The sequence below is a fragment of the Microbacterium sp. LWH13-1.2 genome (assembly GCF_038397735.1).
Classification (GTDB): Bacteria; Actinomycetota; Actinomycetes; order Actinomycetales; family Microbacteriaceae; genus Microbacterium.
In genome coordinates this window covers 3,017,341-3,034,979 of record NZ_CP151635.1, presented here as the reverse complement: position 1 = coordinate 3,034,979, position 17,639 = coordinate 3,017,341, and the positions used below count along the sequence as shown (strand labels likewise).

At 69.9% G+C, this 17,639-nt stretch carries 20 protein-coding genes; 8 read left to right on the top strand and 12 right to left on the bottom strand.

Annotated features, from left to right (window positions below; translation table 11 throughout):
- Positions 1-18 precede the first annotated feature (18 nt).
- The 3 genes from MRBLWH13_RS14615 to MRBLWH13_RS14605 are packed head-to-tail and all read right to left on the bottom strand — an operon-like array spanning position 19 to position 3,316.
- On the bottom strand, positions 19-1,191 hold the full coding sequence (locus tag MRBLWH13_RS14615) for a benzoate/H(+) symporter BenE family transporter (RefSeq protein ID WP_341955671.1): 1,173 nt from the start codon (positions 1,189-1,191) through the stop codon (positions 19-21).
- Positions 1,192-1,244: 53 nt separating this feature from the next.
- On the bottom strand, positions 1,245-1,979 hold the full coding sequence (locus MRBLWH13_RS14610) for a response regulator transcription factor (protein WP_341955670.1): 735 nt from the start codon (positions 1,977-1,979) through the stop codon (positions 1,245-1,247).
- Positions 1,976-3,316, bottom strand: coding sequence for a sensor histidine kinase (locus MRBLWH13_RS14605; RefSeq protein ID WP_341955669.1), 1,341 nt, complete (start codon positions 3,314-3,316; stop codon positions 1,976-1,978). Before MRBLWH13_RS14605 ends, MRBLWH13_RS14610 begins: the two co-directional genes overlap by 4 nt.
- A 103-nt stretch (positions 3,317-3,419) precedes the next feature.
- On the opposite strand from MRBLWH13_RS14605, the gene MRBLWH13_RS14600 reads away from it, so the two are divergent.
- The 4 genes from MRBLWH13_RS14600 to MRBLWH13_RS14585 are packed head-to-tail and all read left to right on the top strand — an operon-like array spanning position 3,420 to position 6,031.
- Positions 3,420-4,598, top strand: a complete 1,179-nt coding sequence (locus tag MRBLWH13_RS14600; RefSeq protein ID WP_341955668.1) for an MFS transporter — start codon at positions 3,420-3,422, stop codon at positions 4,596-4,598.
- A gap of 31 nt (positions 4,599-4,629) precedes the next feature.
- Positions 4,630-5,034, top strand: a complete 405-nt coding sequence (locus tag MRBLWH13_RS14595) for a VOC family protein (protein WP_341955667.1) — start codon at positions 4,630-4,632, stop codon at positions 5,032-5,034.
- Positions 5,031-5,348 (top strand): helix-turn-helix domain-containing protein, encoded by a 318-nt coding sequence (locus MRBLWH13_RS14590; RefSeq protein WP_341955666.1) that lies wholly within the window; start codon positions 5,031-5,033, stop codon positions 5,346-5,348. Before MRBLWH13_RS14595 ends, MRBLWH13_RS14590 begins: the two co-directional genes overlap by 4 nt.
- Positions 5,349-5,404: 56 nt before the next feature.
- Positions 5,405-6,031 (top strand): dihydrofolate reductase family protein, encoded by a 627-nt coding sequence (locus tag MRBLWH13_RS14585; protein WP_341955665.1) that lies wholly within the window; start codon positions 5,405-5,407, stop codon positions 6,029-6,031.
- 32 nt (positions 6,032-6,063) lie between these two features.
- On the opposite strand, the gene MRBLWH13_RS14580 is transcribed toward MRBLWH13_RS14585, so the two are convergent.
- Both MRBLWH13_RS14580 and MRBLWH13_RS14575 read right to left on the bottom strand, forming a co-directional pair.
- Complete coding sequence (locus MRBLWH13_RS14580) at positions 6,064-6,873, bottom strand: HAD family hydrolase (RefSeq protein ID WP_341955664.1); 810 nt, start codon at positions 6,871-6,873, stop codon at positions 6,064-6,066.
- Between the two features lie 5 nt (positions 6,874-6,878).
- A complete protein-coding gene (locus MRBLWH13_RS14575) occupies positions 6,879-7,724 on the bottom strand; it encodes an exodeoxyribonuclease III (protein ID WP_341955663.1) in 846 nt (281 codons plus the stop codon).
- 37 nt (positions 7,725-7,761) lie between these two features.
- Here MRBLWH13_RS14575 and pyrE point away from each other — a divergent pair, with 37 nt between their 5' ends.
- Positions 7,762-8,322, top strand: a complete 561-nt coding sequence (gene pyrE, locus MRBLWH13_RS14570; RefSeq protein ID WP_029262822.1) for an orotate phosphoribosyltransferase — start codon at positions 7,762-7,764, stop codon at positions 8,320-8,322.
- Complete coding sequence (locus MRBLWH13_RS14565; RefSeq protein WP_341955662.1) at positions 8,319-9,221, top strand: ROK family protein; 903 nt, start codon at positions 8,319-8,321, stop codon at positions 9,219-9,221. Before pyrE ends, MRBLWH13_RS14565 begins: the two co-directional genes overlap by 4 nt.
- A 25-nt stretch (positions 9,222-9,246) precedes the next feature.
- Here the strand turns inward: MRBLWH13_RS14565 and MRBLWH13_RS14560 are convergent, their stop codons facing one another.
- A complete protein-coding gene (locus MRBLWH13_RS14560; protein ID WP_341955661.1) occupies positions 9,247-9,477 on the bottom strand; it encodes a hypothetical protein in 231 nt (76 codons plus the stop codon).
- A 201-nt stretch (positions 9,478-9,678) separates the two neighbouring features.
- Between MRBLWH13_RS14560 and MRBLWH13_RS14555 the strand changes: the two genes are divergently transcribed.
- Entirely contained in the window at positions 9,679-10,848 is a 1,170-nt protein-coding gene (locus tag MRBLWH13_RS14555; protein WP_341955660.1) for an anhydro-N-acetylmuramic acid kinase, read from the top strand.
- Positions 10,849-10,873: 25 nt separating this feature from the next.
- Here the strand turns inward: MRBLWH13_RS14555 and MRBLWH13_RS14550 are convergent, their stop codons facing one another.
- From MRBLWH13_RS14550 to MRBLWH13_RS14530, 5 genes are all read right to left on the bottom strand, one after another.
- A complete protein-coding gene (locus MRBLWH13_RS14550) occupies positions 10,874-11,044 on the bottom strand; it encodes a hypothetical protein (protein ID WP_200933991.1) in 171 nt (56 codons plus the stop codon).
- Positions 11,041-11,610 carry a YdeI/OmpD-associated family protein gene (locus MRBLWH13_RS14545; protein ID WP_341955659.1) on the bottom strand — a complete coding sequence of 190 codons (570 nt, stop codon included), beginning with the start codon at positions 11,608-11,610 and terminating at the stop codon, positions 11,041-11,043. The genes MRBLWH13_RS14550 and MRBLWH13_RS14545 overlap by 4 nt, the downstream gene beginning before the upstream one ends.
- 1 nt (position 11,611) lies before the next feature.
- Positions 11,612-12,421 carry an HAD-IIA family hydrolase gene (locus tag MRBLWH13_RS14540; protein WP_311245603.1) on the bottom strand — a complete coding sequence of 270 codons (810 nt, stop codon included), beginning with the start codon at positions 12,419-12,421 and terminating at the stop codon, positions 11,612-11,614.
- Between the two features lie 97 nt (positions 12,422-12,518).
- Positions 12,519-13,151: a metal-dependent transcriptional regulator gene (locus MRBLWH13_RS14535; RefSeq protein WP_341955658.1), complete on the bottom strand. Its 633-nt coding sequence runs from the start codon at positions 13,149-13,151 to the stop codon at positions 12,519-12,521.
- A 60-nt stretch (positions 13,152-13,211) separates the two neighbouring features.
- Positions 13,212-13,514 carry a hypothetical protein gene (locus MRBLWH13_RS14530; RefSeq protein WP_341955657.1) on the bottom strand — a complete coding sequence of 101 codons (303 nt, stop codon included), beginning with the start codon at positions 13,512-13,514 and terminating at the stop codon, positions 13,212-13,214.
- Between the two features lie 158 nt (positions 13,515-13,672).
- On the opposite strand from MRBLWH13_RS14530, the gene MRBLWH13_RS14525 reads away from it, so the two are divergent.
- A complete protein-coding gene (locus MRBLWH13_RS14525) occupies positions 13,673-16,234 on the top strand; it encodes a rhamnogalacturonan lyase (protein ID WP_341955656.1) in 2,562 nt (853 codons plus the stop codon).
- 107 nt (positions 16,235-16,341) lie between these two features.
- Here MRBLWH13_RS14525 and MRBLWH13_RS14520 read toward each other — a convergent pair whose 3' ends face one another.
- A complete protein-coding gene (locus MRBLWH13_RS14520) occupies positions 16,342-17,631 on the bottom strand; it encodes an Nramp family divalent metal transporter (RefSeq protein WP_341955655.1) in 1,290 nt (429 codons plus the stop codon).
- Positions 17,632-17,639 lie beyond the last annotated feature (8 nt).

Sequence of the window (17,639 nt, the reverse complement as noted above, 5' to 3'; positions counted from 1 at the left end):
AGCCGATCGGCAGAGGGCTCAGCGCCGCCCGGCGTGCAGCACTGTGCGCACGAGGAGACCGGCGACGAGCGCCCAGAACGCGGCGCTCACGCCCAGCAGCGAGATGCCCGATGCCGCCACCAGGAAAGTGACGACGGCGGGGATGCGCTCGCCGGGGTCGTCGATCGCCTGCTGCACCGATGCACCGAACGCTCCGAACAGCGCGAGCCCGGCGACCGCGGGGATCACGGCGTCGGGTGCGAGGAGCACGAGCGCGGCGAATGCGGCGGAGAACCCGCCGAGCACGAGATACGAGGCCCCGGTCGAGACGCCGGCCACCCAGCGCCGCTTCGGGTCGGGGTCGGCGTCGGGGGAGGCCGCGAGCGCGGCGCTGATCGCCGCGAGGTTGATCGCGTGGCCCCCGGCCGTGGCGCCGAGCGCGGTGCCGAGACCGGTGACGAGCATGGCGGGGCGCCACGGAACCTCGTAGCCGAAGCTGCGCATGATCGCGATGCCCGGCACGTTCTGCGACGCCATCGTGACGATGAACAGCGGCAGAGCGACACCGATCATGGCGCCGAGCGTGAAGGTCGGTGCGGTGAGTTCGAAGCGGGGGACCAGCAGGCCGGCGTCGACCGGAGCGCCCTCCTGGACGAGCGAGACGGTGACCACGACGGTCGCTGCGAGGAATGCGAGCGGAACCGCCCATCGCGGTGCGAGACGGGCGAAGACCAGCCAGGTCAGCACGATCGGGATCACGCCCCACGGATTGGTGACGAGTCCGGTGATCGGAGCGAGGCACAGCGGCAGCAGAACGCCGGCGAGCATCGCCTGCGCGATGGACGGAGGGATGCGCGCGATCAGCGCGCCCAGCGCGGGCCACAGCGCCGTGAGCAGGATCAGCGCCGCTGCGACGAGGAACGCGCCGACGGCCGCCGACCAGCCTCCCTCGACGACGCCGGTCGCGGCGAGCAGCGCGGCGCCGGGAGTCGACCAGGCGACGGTGATCGGCATCCGATACCGCCAGGCGAGCACGACGCAGGCGAGCCCCATCGTGAGGCTGACCGCGAGCAGTCCGCTGGCGGCCTGCTCCGGTGTCGCGCCGACCGCGCTGAGGCCCGTGAGCACGACGGCGAACGAGCTCGTGAATCCGACCAGCGCGGTGACGATCCCGGCCAGGATCGGTCGGGAGAGGGGCGCGGCGGTCGGCATCCTCTGAGGGTATCGGGGCTGGGTCGGAGTTGCGGTGGCCGGTGCAGTCGCGGTTATGCCAGTCCCATGCGGTGCGCCAGCACGACCGCCTGCACGCGGTCTCTGGCACCGAGCTTCTGCAGCACACGTGAGACGTGGGTCTTCACGGTGGCTTCGCCGATGAACAGCGCGCTCGCGATCTCGGCGTTGCTGCGGGCGTCCGCGAGCAGCACGAGCACCTCGGCCTCGCGGTCGGTGAGCGGGTCGACGAGCGTCACCGGCGCGGAGGAGTCGACCACAGGGCCGGATGCCGGTGCGGATGCGGATGCGGGTGTGGCCGCGGGCGCGGGAGTGTGGGCGAACCGCGCGAGCACCCTGCGCGTGACTTCGGGCGCCAGCATCCCGTCGCCCGCCGCGAGTGCGCGGACTGCGGCGATGAGGTCCTCGGCGCCGGCGTTCTTGAGCAGGAAGCCGCTCGCTCCGGCATCCAGCGCCTGATAGAGGTAGTCGTCCCGGTCGAACGTCGTGACGATCGCGATGGCCGCGGCGATCGCGGGGTCGGCGACGATCCGCCTGGTCGCTTCGATGCCGTCCATGTCGGGCATCTGCACGTCCATGGTGATCACGTCGGGGAGCAGCGCGGATGCCTGCGCCAGGGCCGAGGCGCCGGTCGCCGCCTCGCCGACCACCGTGATGTCGGGCTGGGTGTCGAGGATCGTCCGGAATCCGGCACGCAGCATCGCATGGTCGTCGACGAGAAGCACGCGGATCGGAGGCGTGGATGCGGGCGCGGGCGTGGGCGTGGTCATGAGGCGGGGCTCGTCTCGGTCTGCTGGTCGGTCTGCGGGGCTGTGCCGGTCCGTGGGGCTGTGCCGGTCTGCGGGGCTGTGCCGGTCTGCGGGGCTGTGCCTGTCAGGGGCACGCGGGCGCGCACGCGCAGCCCGCCCGAGGGGCGAGGTGCCACCTCGAGGGTGCCGCCCGACGCCGCGGCCCGCTCGCGCATGCCGAGCTGACCCAGACCCGGCCGCAGCACGGCGATCGCTCGGCCGGTGTTGACGACCTCGACCTCGACCCCATCGCCGTCGTAGCGCACACGGACGTCGGCGGTGGCACCGACTCCGGCGTGACGGCGAGCGTTCGTGAGCGACTCCTGCGTGATCCGATAGAGGTTCACGGCGACGACCGACGGCACGGCGACCGGTTCGCCGATCACCGCGTAGTCGGTGGGGAGCCCCGCCTCGACCGACGCCTCGACCAGCGAGCGGATGTCGTCGAGGGTCACGGTCGACGCGGCATCCGGTGCCTCGCTGCCGGGGGAGCGCAGGGTCTCGAGCAGCTGCCGGAGCTCGTGGATGGCGTCGCGCGCCGACCCTTCGATGCCGGTCAGGATGCTCTTGGACTTCTCCGGATCCTGGTCGATCACGAGACGAGCGGCGCCCGCCTGCACGCCCATGACCGACACGTGATGGGCGACCACGTCGTGCAGCTCACGGGCGATGCGCACGCGGTCGAGGGCGACGGCTTGAGCGGCTGTCACCTCGCGCTCCCGCTCGAGCTCGGCCGTGCGCTGTTCGAGCACCTGACGCTCCTGCGCGGCATGCCACGAGCGCTCGCCGAAGTAGTACGCGCCGCCGAAGTAGAGGACATTCAGCAGCAGCTGGATGAGCATGAAGGCCAGATAGGGCGAGAGCAGGCCGGCTGCGACCTCGGCCTTGTCGGCCTCCTCGATCGCCTGGCGGTACATCGTGATGATGAGCCAGACGAACATGCCGACGATGATCGAGACGCGCACGATCATCGCGGCTCTGCGGTTGTTCATCCACGCGCCCACCGTGTACAGCGACACGAACATGGCGATGTTGCCGACGTAGATCTCGGGCACCTGGAAGGAGATCGCGAGGAAGTAGGCGACGCAGATCGCGATCGCGACCTGGGCGGGCCAGCGGCGTCTCACGGCGAGCGGCACGGTCACGGCGACCGCGTAGAGGAGTGCGGTCCAGGGCTCAGCCCTGGTGTCTCCGTAGATCTCAGCGATCGTCGAGAGGGCGGCGCTCAGCACCGCGCCCACGAACATCACGGCGGCGAGGATGAGGTCGCTGCGCTGCTCGCGGGCACTGGGCGTGCGGGTGAACGGCGCTGCGGGCATTCCCCCACCGTAGATCGAAGGGGGATGCCGCGGCATCCCCCGCACGGGGGATCACGTCGTCATCGCGGCCGCCCCGTCGAGTGCGCGCCTGGGAGAATCGACCGTGACCTCGACCCCGCCGCTCGCGACGCCCCGGCTCGCCCCGCTCTATCTCGCCGGCTTCACCACCGCGTTCGGCGCGCACGGCATCGCCGCCGCCCTCGGTGCCGAGACCGAGGACATCGGCTGGACACTGCTCGCGTTCGGCCTGACCCTCGCGCTGTACGACCTCGCCGAGGTGCTGCTCAAGCCGCTGTTCGGTGCGCTGAGCGACCGCATCGGCGTGCGCCCCGTGATCATCGGAGGGCTTCTCGCGTTCTCGGCGTTCTCGGCGGTCGGGGCCGTCGTGCCGGGGATGCTCGGGCTCGTGATCGGCCGGCTCGGTCAGGGTGCCGCGGCATCCGCCTTCTCGCCCTCGTCATCTGCCGCGGTCGCCCGGCTCACCGACGATGCCACGCGGGGGAAGTACTTCGGTCGCTACGGCTCGTGGAAGAGCCTCGGCTACGCGCTCGGCCCGCTGATCGGGGCGGTGCTCGTGGTCTGGGGTGGCATGCCGGCGCTGTTCTGGGCGCTCGCGGTGCTCGGACTCGCCGCCGCAGCGTGGGTCGCCCTGGCGATTCCCGCGGTGACGGTGCTGCCGCGCACGCGTGTGACCCTCGTCGATCTGGCGCGAGAGCTCGCTGCCCCCGGCTTCCTCGTCCCCACTCTGGTGCTGGCCGCGACGACCGGGGCGCTCGCGGTCGCGGTCGGCTTCCTGCCGCTGCTCGGCCGCCAGGCCGGGCTCGACACCGTGGGGAGCATGGCGATAGTGACCGTGCTCGCCATCGCATCGAGCGTCGCTCAGCCTTTCGTCGGTGGCGCACACGATCGGGGTCGCATCTCGGTGCGGCTCGGCACAGTCGGCGGGCTGCTCGTGATCGCCGCGGGGATCGCGCTCGCCGCGGTGACGCAGGTGCCGGTCGCGCTCGTCGCCACCGCGCTGCTGGTCGGCGTCGGGGTCGGCATCGCGACGCCGATCGCGTTCTCGCACCTCGCAGCGACCACACCGCCTGAGCGCATGGGGCGCACCATGGGCAGCGCCGAGTTGGGGCGGGAGCTCGGGGACGCGGGCGGTCCGCTCGTCGCGGGCGCCGTGGCGACGGCATCCGTCCCGGGCTTGGGTCTCGGGGTCGTCGCAGCCCTCACGGCCGGCGCGGGCGTGCTCGCGCTGCTGGGTCTTCGGCGTCGTCGATGGACCCCTTGACGGCGCACTTGCATTTTGCAAGTATCAGCACATGAGCCTCTTCATCACCTGCCCGGTCGCGAGCGTCGACCGGGCCACAGCGTTCTACACCGCGCTCGGCTGGACCCTCAACGCCGAGATGTCCGATCACAACGTGTCGTGCTTCGCGATCGCGCCCGACCAATACGTCATGCTCGGCAGCCGCGAGATGTACGCGAGCGTCGGCGGCACCGAGGACGTGATCGGCGGACCGGACACCCCGTCGAAGGTCACGGTCTCGTTCGACCTCGACAGCCGGGAGGCTGTCGACGCTCTCGTCGAGCGCGCCGCTGCCGCCGGTGGGCGCGTCGGCGACACGGACGACTACCCGTTCATGTATCAGCGCCAGTTCGATGACCCCGACGGCTATCACTACTCGCCGTTCTGGATGAAACCGGACTCCGACCAGGACGCGTGAGCGACCTCGCTGCAGCCCTCGACGTCGTCGGTGCCCGGTGGGCGCTGCTCATCGTCGAGAAGCTTCTCGACGGGCCGCAGAGGTACGGCGATCTGCAGCGCGATCTCGGGGTGCCGACGAACATGCTCGCGACACGTCTGCGAGAACTCGAGGCGGCGGGAGTGCTCAGCAGGCTTGCCCTCCGGCACAACACGCGCGCCTACGGGCTCACCGATCGAGGTCTCGCTTTGCGCGTCGCGATCGAGGCGCTCGGCCGGTGGGGCGAGCAACGGTCGGATCCCGTCGACCAGACACCCTCCCGCGCCTCCGAGTGAGCGCATAGGGTGAGCCGTGTCATCGTGCAGGATCTCTCGTGCAAAGGAGCACTCTGATGGCCGGACGCATCCTGATCGACCTCTTCATGACCCTCGACGGCGTCGCCCAGGGGCCCGGCGGCACCGACGAGGACCCGTCCGGCGGATTCCGCTTCAGCGGCTGGCAGGCCGGATACCCGTCGTCGGGCATGGGGGAGACCGTCTCACAGGGGATGCAGCGGCTCGACGCCCTGCTGCTCGGCCGCCGCACCTACGACATCTTCGCCGCGTACTGGCCGCAGCACACCGAGGGCCCGTCGGGAGAGATCGGCAGGCTCTTCGACCGGGTTCCGAAGTACGTGGCGACACGGGATGCCGGCATCATGCTCGATTGGCAGAACAGTCACCGGGTGGGCGAGGACCTCGCCGCAGAGATCGTCGAGCTGCGGGCGCAGCACCACGAGGTGCACGTGATCGGCAGCATCGACCTCGTGCACTCATTGCTCGCCGAGGGCCTGTTCGATGAGCTGAATCTGTGGGTGTACCCGATCCTGCTCGGCACAGGCAAGAAGGTGTTCGACGACGGCGCGCTGCCGTCGGTGCTGCGGCTGCTCGCGCCCCCGATCGCAGATGACGGCGGCGTGATGCTGCTGCGCTACGGCCGGACGGATCGGGTGCCCGAGGTCGGGACCTTCGAGGACTGACCCTTCGACTCGACTCGACCCGACTCGACGCGTCAGCCGAGCAGGCGCTCGATCACCCTCGCGACGCCGTCGTCGTCGTTCGACGTCGTCGTCTCGTCGGCGGCATCCTGCACGACGTCATCGGCATCGGCCATCGCGACCCCGAGGCCTGCCCAGCGGAGCATCTCGACGTCGTTGAGCGCATCGCCGAAGGCGATCACGTCGCGGCGGTCGATCTCGAGGTGCTCGCAGAGGCGGGCGAGGCCGGTGGCCTTGGTGACGCCCTGCGCCATGACCTCGACGAACGGCGCCCCCGACAGCGTGGCCTCGAAGCCGGTGAGCCCGAGGTCGCACAGCGCTTCGAACAGTGCAGACGGTGCGAGCTCCGGATGCCGGATCACGAGCTTCAGACTGGGAGCGGCGAGCACCTGGTCGAGCCCCACACCGCCCATCGTGCGCGGGTCGCGCTTGTGATCCGACAGATCGGCGATCTCGGCATAGCCGTGCTGGGCGACGAACGTCTCGCCGCCCTCGCGCACGCTCGCGAACAACAGTCCGGGGATGCTGGCGCGGAGCGCCTCGGCCAAGGCGCGGATCGTCTCGGGCGGAAGCTCCTCGGCGAACAGCATCCGTCCGTCCGTGAGGTGCGTCGCATAGGCGCCGTTGCTGCACAGCGCCCACCCGTCGAAGCCCGCGCCGTCGGCGACCGCCCGGAGTCCGATCGGCTGCCGGGCGGTCACGGGCACGACATGGATGCCGCGAGTCCGCGCCCGGTCGAGTGCCGCCCGTGTGCGCCGCGTGACCGTGGACGACGAATCGAGCAGCGTCCCGTCGAGATCGGTGGCGATCAGGCGAAGCGACACAGCACTCAGGAGAAGATCATCGGCAGGTCGTCGTCTTCTTCAGCGCCGCCGAGGTCGAACTCGACGACCACGGGGACGTGGTCGCTCGGCTGCTCGCCCTTGCGCTCGTCGCGGTGGATCGAAGCGCCGGTGACCGCATCTGCAAGCGTCTTCGAGCCGAGGACGAAGTCGATGCGCACGCCCTCGTTGCGAGGGAACTTCAGGCGCTGGTAGTCCCAGTAGGTGAATCCCTCGGGGATCAGCGGTCGCACCACGTCGGTGAGGCCCGCGTCGCCGAACGCGAAGAAGGCCTCGCGCTCCTGCGGCGAGACGTGCGTCGAGACGCCCTCGACGATGTCGGGGTCACCGTTGTCCTTGTCGAACGGGATGATGTTGAAGTCGCCGACCAGTGCGAGAGGCAGATCGGGGTTCTCCGACAGCTCGGCGGCAGTCGCCTTCTTCAGCTCCTCGAGCCAGTGCAGCTTGTACGTGTAGTGCGGGTCCTCGAGCGAGCGGCCGTTCGGCACATACAGGCTCCACACGCGCACGCCGTCGACGAGCACGCCCAGCGCGCGCGCCTCGAGCGGAGCATCCGGGCCCTCATGCCCCTTGGCGAAGCCCGGCATGCCGTCGAACGAGGTGCGGACGTCGGTGATCGGCAGGCGGCTCGCGATCGCGACGCCGTTCCACTGATTGAGGCCGTGCACCTCGACGTGATATCCGGCTTCTTCGAACGGCCCGTACGGGAACTGCTCGGGCTTGCACTTGATCTCCTGCATCGCCAGCACGTCGATGTCCTCTCGGACGGCGAACTCGACGGTGCGGGTGACACGGGTGCGGATGGAGTTGACGTTCCAGGTGGCCAAGCGCATGCGTCAAGCCTAGGGCCCACCTCCTACACTGGATGCCGTGACCGCACTCGACGCAGACCGCCAGACCCTCCTCGACCTGATCAAGGACGAGGCCGTGTTCCACGGAGACTTCACGCTCTCGAGCGGCAAGAAGGCGACGTACTACGTCGACATGCGCAAGCTCACACTCGACCACCGGGCGGCTCCCGCGATCGGCCGCATCATGCTCGACCTGATCGGCGACCTCGACGTGGTCGCGGTCGGAGGCCTGACCCTCGGGGCCGATCCCATCGCGAACTCGGTGCTGCACGCCTCGGTCGCCACCGACCGCCCGCTCGACGCGTTCGTGGTGCGCAAGGAGCCGAAGGACCACGGACGCGGTCGCCAGATCGAGGGGGCAGACGTCAAGGGCAAGCGCGTCGTCGTGCTCGAAGACACCTCGACGACCGGGCAGTCGGCGCTCAAGGCCGTCGAGGCGCTGCGCAAGGAGGGCGCCGAGATCGTCGCCGTCGCCGTGATCGTCGACCGCAAGACCGGCGCTCAGGCAGCGATCGAAGCCGAGGGCCTCGAATGGCGTGCGGCCTTCGACCTCGACGACCTCGGACTCGACCCCCAGTGACCCGCTACGCCCTGGCCGTCGACGTGGGCGGCACGAAGATGGAGGCCGCGCTCGTGGACGAGCACGGCACGCTGGTGCGTGGAAGCCGCAGTCGTAGGGCGACCGGTCGGGATGCCACTCCCGCGTCGCTCGACGATGCGATCGCGACGGTGATCGCCCATGCGCTCTCCCGCCTCCCCGAAGACGGCGAGCTCATCGGCGCCGGCATCGGCAGTGCGGGGCCGATCGACCGGACTGCCGGTCAGATCCTTCCGGTGAACATGCCTGCAGCCCGCGGATACGGTCTCGCGGATGCGGTGCGCACGACCGCCTCCGGGATCCTCGGCCGTGCGCTGCCCACGGTCTTCGGTCACGACGGCGGTGCGCTCGCGCTCGCCGAGTCGTGGCTGGGCGCCACTCAGGATGCCGGAGCATCGCTGTCGATCGTCGTCTCCACCGGCGTCGGCGGGGGATTCGTCGTCAACGGCGCGTACATCCCCGGCGCTACCGGCAACGCCGGACACCTCGGACAGGTGCGCCGCGAAGGCGGACTCACGCTCGAGGAGATCGCCTCCGGCCCGTCGAGTGCCGCCTGGGCGCAGCAGCAGGGCTGGGCGGGAGCCACCGGCGAGGACCTGGCGCGGGATGCCGCCGCGGGCGACGCGACCGCGCGTGCGGCCATCGAACGTTCGGCGAAGGCCGTCGGTGAGGCCCTCGCGGATGCAGCGACCCTCGTCGACCTCGATACCGTCGCGATCGGCGGCGGATTCTCGCGGGTGTCCGCCGACTACATCGACCTCGTGCAGCAGGCCCTGACCGCGAGCGCGGCTCACGAGTATTCGCGTCGCACCCGAGTCGTGCGCTCGGGGCTCGGCGACGAGGGACCGCTCATCGGCGCCGCGGCGCTCGTCCTGCGCTGAATCGCCGTCGCTGGCTGTCGTCGCGTCAGCGGGCCGCGACGATCAGGTGGCGCTGCGGACCTTCGAGTCGGGCCATCGCGATCTTGAGCTCGGTCGTGTCGGCCGCGACCGCATCGATGCGTGCACCGAGGGTCTGCTCGACACGGTCGCATCTGCGGATGCACCAGGCGAAGCCCGCGAGCATACTGCTCCCCAGCGTGAGCACGATGCCGAGCGCGCTGATGACGGTCGTGATGGTCTCTGCGGACACGAACATGCTCCCATTCTGCGGGTGGAGGGTGGGGTCTCGCAGAATGCTACGTGCGGCACGTGTGTGGGTCGGCGCGGCGGAGGACGTCGTGCCGACGACGGTGGACGATTCGGCTCGGTGGTCATCTGTGCAGAAGAGATTCACCTTTCCGTTCGCCTCCCTAACAAATCGGCCCTACGCTCGTACCAGGCGACGAAAGGAACAGGCATGCGCGTACTCGGACTGCTCTCGGGCACCTCACATGACGGCATCGACGTCACGGTCGTGGATTTCGAGGAGAGCGACGGCGCATTGCGCGGCACGGTGCTGCACGACGACAGCATCCCGTACGCGCCGGAGCTCCGGGCCCGTCTCATCGCCGCGCTGCCTCCGACGTCCACGACCCTCGCCGAGGTCTGCGAACTCGACACTCTGATCGGGCAGGCCTTCGCCGAGGTCGCCGCCACGGCATCCGACGCGATCGGGGGAGTGGACGCCGTGTGCACGCACGGCCAGACGGTCTTCCACTGGGTCGCCGACGGTCATGCGCTCGGCACCCTGCAGATCGGCCAGCCGGCATGGATCGCCGAGCGGGTGGGCGCGCCGGTCGTGTCGGACGTGCGCATCCGCGACATCACCGCCGGTGGACACGGTGCTCCGCTGGTGTCGTTCCTCGACGAGCTGCTGCTGCGTGGCCGAGCGGGAGTCTCGGCTGCGGTGAACCTCGGCGGCATCGCCAACATGACCGTGGTGGGCACCGACGCGCTTTCGGCGTACGACGTCGGCCCGGCGAACGCGCTGGTCGATGCGGTCGTCGTGGCCGAAGGACTGCACGAGCGAGGCTACGACGCGGACGCTGCCATCGCGCGTACCGGCGCCGTCGACGAAGATCTCCTCGCAGCTCTTCTCGCCGACCCGTACTACTCGCTCGCTGCCCCCAAGAGCACCGGCAAGGAGCACTTCCACCTCGACTATGTCCGCGCGCACGTCGACCGCCTCACGGGCTCCTCGGGTCGCGCGCTCTCCGTCCCCGACCTCGTGCGCACCCTCACGGAGCTGACGGTGCGAACTGTCGCGCAGGACGTCCGGGCCGCTGGCATCGGCTTCCTCGCCGTCTCGGGCGGCGGATGCCACAACCCGCTGATCATGCAGGGGCTGCGGGACGCGCTCCCCGAGGTCGAGGTCGTGCTGGCCGACGAGCTCGGTGCGTCCGTCGACGGCAAGGAGGCGATCCTGTTCGCCCTCATCGGCTGGTGCACCATGCACGGCGTGGCCGCGGTGACGCCCGGAGGCACCGGAGCCCGGGAGCCGCGCATCCTCGGCACGATCACCCCGGGCGCAGGACCGCTGAGGATGCCGGAGCCGGTCGAGCGAGTGCGCAGCCTCACCCTGGGCTGAGGGGGGATGGAAGGGAAGGCCGCGCTCAGCGCTTGCGGTCGTCGTCGTCCCAGGGGCCTTCCCACCAGCCGGCGCGTCCGTCGCCCTCGCCGTCTCCGCCGCGGCGACGGGAGCGCCAGAACTGGACGACGAACACCGTCAGCGTGCTGAGAAGGATCAGGAAGACCACCAGGAAGAGCAGGTCCGACTGGTTCATGGGCGTTTCCCCTCCGCGGCATCCGCCACGATCTTCGCGATCCGCGCGGCACGCGTCTCTGCGCGCTTCGCCATCGCGATGTGTGTGAGGCCGAACTTCTTGACCGACTTCGGGAACGCATCCCAGTTCGCGCGCGCGGCGGGCACGGCATCCAGTGCCTCGGTCAGCTCGTCGGGCTCGATGCCCGCCTCGGGGCCGTCGAGCACGGTCCAGGACCCGTCGGCCTTCGCGGCCTCGAGCACGCGGATGCCGGCCGGGGCGAGGAGCCCCGCAGCTTCGAGGGCGACCAGACGCGCCTTGTTCGTCGCCGCCCACCCGCTGCCGCGGCGTCGGGGCGAGAACCATTGCCCGACGGTCTGATCGTCGAAGGTGCGCACCGGGCCGTCGATCCATCCGAAGCACAGTGCCTGGCGCACGGCATCCTCGTATCCGACGCCGTCCGCGCGGCTGCCGCGCACGCTCAGCAGCCAGACTCCGGCGGTGCGCTCGTGATGCTCCTCGAGCCAGGCGCGCCAGACGGCAGCATCCGCTGCGACGACACGCTCTCCCTCGTCGAGCGCCCCCATGTCAGTCCTCGTCGAGCGTCGGGATCGACTCGGTGACGGTCGGCAGCAGGTCGGCGACGGAGTCGACGATCTCGTCGGGGCGGAACGGGTACTTCTCGACCTCGGCCTGGTCGCTGATGCCGGTCATGACCAGCACGGTGTGCAGGCCAGCCTCGATGCCGGCGATGATGTCGGTGTCCATGCGGTCGCCGATCATGCCCGTCTTCTTCGAGTGCGCGCCGATCTTGTTCAGGGCCGAGCGGAACATCATCGGGTTCGGCTTGCCGACGACGTACGGCTCCTTGCCGGTGGCCTTGGTGATGAGGGCGGCGATCGCACCGGTCGCCGGCATCACTCCGTCGGCCGACGGGCCCGTGGCATCCGGGTTCGTGACGATGAAGCGCGCGCCCCTGATGATGAGCCGGATCGCCTTGGTGATGGCCTCGAACGAGTAGTTGCGGGTCTCGCCGACGACCACGAAGTCGGGGTTCGTCTCGGTCATGATGAACCCGGCCTCGTGCAGGGCGGTCAGGATGCCGGCCTCGCCGATCACGAAGGCCGAGCCCCCTGGCAGCTGCTGTGCGAGGAAGTCCGCGGTCGCGAGGGCCGAGGTCCAGATGCGCTCCTCGGGCACGGTCAGGCCGCTGGCCCGCAGGCGGGCGGAGAGGTCGCGCGCGGTGAAGATCGAGTTGTTCGTCAGGACCAGGTACGGGATCTCGTTCTGCTCCCATCCGGCGAGCAGCTCGGCGGCTCCGGGAATGGCGTCGTTCTCATGGACGAGCACGCCGTCCATGTCGGTGAGCCAGCATTCGATGTCATCGCGGTGTGCCATGTGCACAGCCTATTGGCCCGCGGTCACGGGCAGGTGTCAGGTTCGAGCGAACGAGCCGGAACCGTTCAGGCGCTGAGTCGGACGACCCGGGCCGCACTCAGGCGCTGAGCCAGACGACCTCGGACGCACCCTCGGGGAGGGCTGTCTGCGCGCCGTCGAGCTCGATGCCGGAGTCCGTGATCGTGACGGTCGCGGCGACGGAGACACCCGCCGCCTCCAGCGCGCGCAACAGCTCGGGGTCGCGGTCGTCGACGCGCAGCACTCGCCCGGTGTGGCCCGTCGGTGCATCGGCGAGCAACACGAACGGCTCTCGGGCGGTCGCGCCGTTCGCATCGGGGATCGCGTCCCCGTGCGGGTCGAAACGCGGCCGTCCGAGGCGTGCGTCGATGCCCTCGAGCAGTCGGTCGCTGATCGTGTGCTCGAGCACCTCGGCCTCGTCGTGCACCTCGTGCCACCCGTAGCCGAACTCCTGCACGAGCCAGGTCTCGATCAGCCGATGGCGGCGCACCATCGCCAGGGCTCGTTGCGTGCCGGCATCCGTGAGTCGCACCGCACCGTACGGCACGTGCGAGACGAGACCGGCGGCGGCGAGCTTCTTCACCATCTCGGTCACCGACGAGGGAGCGATGCCGAGCTTCGCGGCGAGCACCGAGGGGGTGATCGGCGCGTCCTGCCACTCGGTATGCGCGTAGACGGTCTTGAGGTAGTCGTCTGCTGCCGGGGATGCCACGGGTCCAGCCTAGATCAGCGGTCCGCTGCGCTCAGAGGCCGCGGGTCGGATGCGTCGTGCTCACGGGTTGGCGACGTCGACGAGGATGCCGAACGCGACCTGGCCGGCGAAGAAGACGATGAGGAATCCGAGCAGTGCGGCGAAGAGAGAGATCCGTCCGTCGAATCCCTCGATCTCGGCGATCCCGATCTTGCGCGCGCGGAAGGCCAGGACGAGCGTCGCTATCCCCAGCGCGAGCTGCACCCACGGGCCCCCGACGGGCAGCACTGTCGGGAAGGCGACGAGGAGCCCGCCGATCACCCCGGTCGCGATTCCGATCCAGGTGAGGATGCGGACGGAGCGGCGCGCGGTTTCGGTGGACATGACCTCGAGCCTAATCGTCGGAGCACTCCGCCGCGCGAGCCGTGAATCGTCTCAATTCGGCGGAGTTCCTTGACGGGCCCTGGCGAGGCGGGTAGCTTCGAGCGGGCACGGGAAAACGCTATCCGAACGAGCTCGACGCTCAGAGAAGGATTTCGACGATGAATATCCGACACCATTCGTTCCGCGCCGTCGTGGCGGTGGCCACCGCCGGCTGCCTCCTCGCAGGGGGTGCGCAGAGTGCGGGAGCCGTCGCCTCGGACGCGCCCGTCACCGGCCGTCATGACCCTGGATCCACCGGGCCGCAGCTCGAGACTCTCGACCGCGGTCTCGTCGCCGTCTCGACCGCCGACGGCGTCTTCCTCAGCTGGAGGCTGCTGGCCACCGAGGCGACCGGCGCGACCGACACAGGTCTCGCAGGTCCCGGCTTCGCCGTCTACCGCGACGGCGCGAAGATCGCGACCGTCACCGACAGCACCAACTACCCGGATGCCGACGGGACCGCGACCTCGGAGTACTCCGTGGTCCCGATCGTGAGCGGCGTCGAGCTGACGGCATCCGCCTCGGCATCCGTCACCGCCTGGGCCGACGGGCACTACGACCTGCCGTTGCAGAAGCCCGCCGACGGAGTCACCCCGAAGGGGGAGGCGTACACGTATTCGGCGAACGACGTCTCGGTCGGCGATGTCGACGGAGACGGGCAGTACGAGTACGTCGTGAAGTGGGACCCGTCGAACTCGAAGGACGTCTCGCAGCGCGGCTACACGGGCCCGGTCTATCTCGACACCTACGAGCTCGACGGCACGCTGCTGAACCGTCTCGACCTCGGTGTGAACATCCGCGCCGGCGCGCACTACACGCAGTTCCTCGTCTACGACTTCGACGGCGACGGGCGATCCGAGACGATGCTGAAGACGGCCCCAGGCACCAAGTCGGTGCAGTTCGCCGCAGACGGCTCGGTCGCGAGCGAGTCCTACATCACGCTGCCCAAGGCGGACCGCAAGGCCGGCTACTCGAACGACGACGACTACCGTCTCAGCGCCGCCGACTACGAGGCGCACCTGGTCGAGATGTTCCTCGGCTGGAGCGAGCGCGACGAAGTCGTGTCCGGCCAGTGGCCGGCGACTCTCGAAGAGGCATGGGGCATGCCCGTGACCCACGAGTACCCCCTCTCGCAGGAGAGCGCGCAGGAACTGGCGACCACCTTCATCGACGTGTATGCGCCGAGCCGCAGCGCACGAAACCTGCTTCGCGAGTTCGAGGGCTTCATCGTCGACGGTCCCGAATACCTCACGGTCTTCGACAGCGCGACCGGCACGGAGCTGCAGACCATTCCGTATCCGACAGAGCGAGGGGACGACGGACTGCTGTGGGGCGACTATGCGATGTCGCGAATCGAGCCGGCCAACCGGGTCGATCGATTCCTGGCGGGTGTCGGATACCTCGACGGCCAGCATCCGTCCGCCGTCTTCGCGCGGGGGTACTACACGCGCACGACCGTCGCCGCCTTCGACTGGGACGGCAAGCGTCTGACGCAGCGCTGGGATGTCGACAGCGGCCACGTGCCCATGACGAACCCGTTCAACGACTCGCCGCATGGTCGTGACGGCACCGACCCCGAGTTCGGCACGATCACGACCCAGGGTGATCACTCGCTGAGCTTCGCCGACGTGGACGCCGACGGAAGGCAGGAGCTCGTCTACGGATCGGCGACCGTCGACGACGACGGCAGCCTGCTGTACAGCTCGTTCGACGTGCTGCCTGCGGGCAGTGCCGACCCCGGCGCGACCGTGCGACTCGGTCACGGCGACGCGATGCACGTGACCGACATCGATCCGAGCCGGCCCGGTCTTGAGATCTGGACAGCCCACGAGGGCGCCACCAGCGCGCCCTACGGATCCGTGATGCGCGACGCCGCGACCGGGGAGTCGCTCTTCGGCGCATACTCCGGCCGTGACACGGGTCGAGCGATGATCGGCGACGTGCGACCGGATGTGCCCGGCATCGAGGTGTGGTCGAGCATGCCCGGCGGCACCGAGGGCAGCGGCCTTCTCAGCGCGACCGGTGAGGTGCTGCAGGCCGAGACGCCTGGCACGAACATGTCGATCCGCTGGGCAGGAGACATGACCACCCAGCTCGTGAACGGCAGCGGCACCCAGACGCCCACCATCGACGACTGGACGCGCGGCACCGTGCTGACGGCCACCGGCACCCTCACGAACAACGGCACCAAGGGCAACCCGTCTCTGGTCGCCGACGTGCTGGGTGACTGGCGCGAGGAGCTGCTCGTGCGCACCGCGGACTCGAGCGCACTGCGGTTCTTCACGACCGCCGAGCCCACCGCGCACAAGCTCACGACCCTCATGCACGACGTGCAGTACCGGGTCGAGACCGCTCGTCAGCAGACGACGTACAACCAGCCGGCGTACACCTCGTTCTACCTCGCGAGCGACCTCGACTGGGCGAACGTCCCGGTGCTGACGGCCCCGACGGAGCCGAAGGCGCCGAAGTTCACCGACAAGCCGGGCACCTCTCGCGACGAGGTCAAGGTGCCGACGAACGTGAAGGGCGTCAGCTACTACGTGAACGGCGAGAAGGTCGAAGCCCGCAACGGCAAGGTGCGCGTCACGGGTGAGGTCACCGTCGTCGCGGTGCCGGAGCCCGGCTACCGCATCTCCGACGGCGCGGTCTCGCAGTGGACGGAGACCCTCCGAAAGCGCTGACCCGCGGTGACAGACCGCCGCCCCGAGCCGAATCTTCCCGTGCCGGCTCGGGGCGGTTCTGTCTTGTCCCTCGAGTGCTGCTCCTGCGTGTGCGCCTCTGCGCCGCCTCAGGCGCCGGTCAGCACCAACCAGAGCAGGGCGCCGTTGAGGGCGATGAGCAGTACCGACGCCACGATGCCCGCGGCCGTCGTCCACACCCGGTTCACCCACGGGCCGAGCGTGCGGCGCTGAGCGGTGAGGGCGACGAGCGGGATCAGGGCGAACGGGATGCCGAACGACAGCACGACCTGGCTGAGCACGAGGGCCAGGGTCGGGTCCACTCCGACGCCGAGGATCACCAGCGCCGGGACCAGCGTCACCAGGCGTCGAGCGAGCAGCGGGATGCGCACGTGCAGGAGGCCGTGCATGATCTCCGCTCCCGCGTAGGCGCCGACCGAGGTCGAGGCGAGGCCCGATGCGAGCAGACCCACCGCGAAGAACGTCGCGACGACGGGGCCGAGTCCTGCCGCGAGCGCTGCATGCGCCCCTTCGAGCGAATCGGTGCCCTCGACGCCGGCGAGGTTCGCGGCGGCGAGCAGCAGGATGCCGAGGTTCACGGTGCCCGCGATCACCATCGCGATCGAGACGTCCCAGCGGGTCGCGGTGAGCAGGCGACGGATGCGCGAGGTGTCGGTGCGCGCGGCCTCGGTCGGGGCGTGCGCTGCCGCCGAGCCGAAGCGGTCGCGGGTCAGCGACGAGTGGGCGTAGATCGCGTGCGGCATGATGGTCGCGCCGAGGATCGAGGCCGCCAGCAGCACCGATCCCGTGTCCTCGAAGCGGGGAACGAGTCCGCCGACGACACTGGCCGCGTCCGGCGGGGCGACGAAGAGGCCCGCGACGAAGCCGACCGTGATGATCACCATGAGCCCGATGATCACGAACTCGAACGGTCGAGCGCCGCGTCGGCTCTGCACCGCGAGCAGGATCATCGACACGGCCCCGGTGATGACCCCGCCGAGCAGCAGGGGGATGTCGAAGAGCAGGTGGAGCGCGACCGCGCCGCCGATGACCTCGGCCAGGTCGGTCGCCATCGCGACGAGCTCGGCCTGCAGCCAGTACGCCCGTCGAGCCCACGGCCGTGTGAGCCGCGTGCCGAGCACCTCGGGGAGGCTCTGCCCGGTGACCACTCCGAGCTTCGCCGAGAGGTACTGGATCAGCCATGCCATGACGTTTCCGGCGACGACGACCCAGACGAGCAGGTAGCCGTACTGGGCGCCTGCCGTCATGTTGCTGGCGACGTTGCCGGGGTCGAGATAGGCGACGCCGGCGACCAGCGCGGGGCCGAGCAGCCACAGGCTGCCGGGTGCGGTGGCGCGGGCTGAGGGGGCGACCTCGTCGAGCGCGACATTTTTAGGCATGCCGAAAT